Origin of the sequence: Variovorax robiniae, from assembly GCF_037889955.1 — a bacterium.
Lineage (GTDB): Bacteria > Pseudomonadota > Gammaproteobacteria > Burkholderiales > Burkholderiaceae_C > Variovorax > Variovorax robiniae.
On sequence record NZ_JBBKZS010000072.1, the window covers coordinates 1 to 2526 of the forward strand.

The following is a 2526-nucleotide window of genomic DNA, read 5'->3' on the forward strand; positions in this document are numbered from 1 at the left end:
GTATGCGTCCGGCGAACCCATCTTGAATTCGCCGTAGGAGCAAAGGATGCTCGTATCCACTAACTCATGGTGGATACGTGCACACTATCTCTCCCCAAGCTTCCGGTGATCGTCGGCGACGCCGACTGCATAGCGACGAGTTCAAGGCCAACGCCGTCGCCTCGGCAGCGCAGCCTGGCGTCTCGATGGCATCGGTGGCGATGTCCCTGGGAATCAATGCGAACTTGCTGCGTCGCTGGGTGCGCGACGCGGAGGTGCCGTCGGTCAACCCGGCGGAAGGCAACGCACCGCAGCTCTTGCGGAGCTCTGAGCCGAAGTCCTCGCCGTCATCGTTCGTGCCTGTGCAATTGCCTGCACCAGTCACCCCGGCAAGCGACATTCGCATGGAGGTCAAGCGCGGCTCCACGACTGTCGTTGTGACCTGGCCGGCAGCACTTGCTACCGAATGCGGGACCTGGCTGCGCGAGTTGCTGCGGTGATCCGCATTGACGCAGTCTGGTTGTCGGTCGAGCCGATGGACATGCGCGCAGGCACCGAAGCGGCATTGGGCCGTGTGGTGAAGGTCTTCGGTGAAGCCCGTCCACATCACGCCTACCTGTTTGCCAACCGTCGCGCCAACCGCATGAAGGTTCTCGTTCACGATGGCATCGGCGTTTGGTTGGCCGCGAGGCGACTGAACGCCGGCAAGTTCGTCTGGCCACACGACACGACGGGGACGCTGTCGCTCAGCAGACCGCAGCTCAACGCACTCGTTCTGGGGCTGCCCTGGCAACGCATCGGCGAGGCTGGAATCATCCGCGTTCTGTAGTGATGCGCAACTGATGGATGTGCCGATACCACTGGCGCACTTCATCTGGCACGATCGGCCTCCGTGATCACCTCCCAGCAGTTGGACTCGTTGGATCCGGAGCAGATGCGCCAAGCCATGCTGGCGTTGATGAGTGAGCTGTCGGCCAAGGACGAGCAGCTGCGAGACAAGGCCGATGAAATCGCGAGGGCGCACCGCGAGGCTGCCTTCAAGCAAAACCTGATCGACAAGCTCACGCACGAGATGGCGGTGCTCAAGCGCCTGAAGTTCGCCGCCACGAGCGAGAAGTTCAGGTCCGGCCTGAGTGCCGAGCAGACAAGCCTGCTGGAAGAGACCCTCGATGGCGACATTGCCGAAGTCACCGGCGAGATCGAACGGGCCACCGGCAACAACAAGGGCAAAGACAAGAAGGACAAGGAGCAGCCAAAGCGCCAGCCGCTGCCCGCGCACCTGCCGCGGCGTGAGATGCGCCATGAACCCGAGAGCACTGTGTGCAGCTGCGGTTGCCAGATGAAGCGCATCGGCCAGGACGTTTCCGAGAAGCTCGACTACGAACCGGGCGTGTTCACGGTGGAGCACCATGTTCGCGGCAAGTGGGCTTGCGCGAATTGCGAGAAGCTGGTGCAAGCCCCCGTCGCGCCGCACATCATCGACAAGGGAATTCCTACGGCAGGCCTGTTGGCCCAGGTGCTGGTGGCCAAGTTCCTCGACCATCTGCCCTTGTATCGTCAGGAGCACATCTTCCAACGCGCCGGCATGGCCATCGCGCGCTCGACGCTGGCGCAGTGGGTGGGTGAATGCGGGGCGCAGCTGCAGCCGCTGGTGGACGCCCTGGAGGCCGAACTGCTTCGCCACGACGTGCTGCACGCCGACGAGACGCCGGTGGCCATGCTCAAGCCTGGCAACAAGAAGACCCACAAGGCCTACATCTGGAGCTACTGCACGACCAGCTTCAACTCAACCAAGGCGGTAGTGTTCAACTTCGCAGAGACGCGCAGCGGCGAGAACGTGCGTAGATTCCTCGGCCAGGACAGTGACACCCCTTGGAAGGGCACGCTCGTTACCGACGGCTACTCGGGCTACAACGCGACCATTGCAAAGGGCGTGACGGCTGCAAATTGCATGGCCCACGCACGCCGTAAATTCCACGAGCTGTGGGCCAACCATGGCAGCAAGGTTGGCGAACAGGCGCTGCGGTACTTCCAGTTGCTGTTCAAGATCGAGGCGAAGCTCGGCCCACTTCCCCCAGATGAGCGACGACGAATCCGCAAGCGCAAGTCGCGCCGGGTAGCCGCGTTGCTCTACAAATGGCTTCTCCTGCAGAGGCAACAGGTTCCACCAGGTTCGGCCACGATCAAAGCGATCGACTACAGCCTGAAGCGCTGGCCAGCATTGACGCGGTACATCGAGGACGGTGACGTCCCTATCTCGAACAATTGGGTTGAGAACCAGATCAGGCCCATTGCTCTTGGAAGGGGCAACTGGTTGTTCGCGGGCAGCCTGCGAGCTGGCAAGCGTGCCGCGGCGATCATGAGCTTGGTCCACTCGGCACGCATCAACGGACACGATCCCTATGCGTACCTGAAGGATGTCCTCGAACGCCTGCCTACCCACCCGGCGAGCCGCATCGACGACTTGCTGCCACATCGTTGGCAGCCGGAGTTCGCCACGCACTGACCTCCGTGCCCGTCGTCAAGACGGGTTTGCCGGACGCATAC

3 protein-coding genes are annotated in these 2526 nt (G+C 62.4%); all 3 read left to right on the top strand.

Annotated features, from left to right (window positions below):
- Positions 1-77 precede the first annotated feature (77 nt).
- The 3 genes from WKW79_RS36785 (at position 78) to tnpC (ending at position 2485) form a co-directional block, all read left to right on the top strand.
- A complete protein-coding gene (locus WKW79_RS36785) occupies positions 78-479 on the top strand; it encodes a transposase (protein ID WP_340340157.1) in 402 nt (133 codons plus the stop codon).
- Positions 446-808, top strand: a complete 363-nt coding sequence (gene tnpB, locus WKW79_RS36790) for an IS66 family insertion sequence element accessory protein TnpB (protein WP_340340158.1) — start codon at positions 446-448, stop codon at positions 806-808. The genes WKW79_RS36785 and tnpB overlap by 34 nt, the downstream gene beginning before the upstream one ends.
- 63 nt (positions 809-871) lie before the next feature.
- Complete coding sequence (gene tnpC, locus WKW79_RS36795; protein ID WP_422824041.1) at positions 872-2485, top strand: IS66 family transposase; 1614 nt, start codon at positions 872-874, stop codon at positions 2483-2485.
- The last annotated feature ends 41 nt before the right edge of the window (positions 2486-2526 follow it).

Excerpts from the sequence above, each read along its gene's own strand:
- tnpB (WP_340340158.1), top strand. The coding sequence starts at position 446 with ATGCGGGACCTGGCTGCGCGAGTTGCTGCGGTGATCCGCATTGACGCA.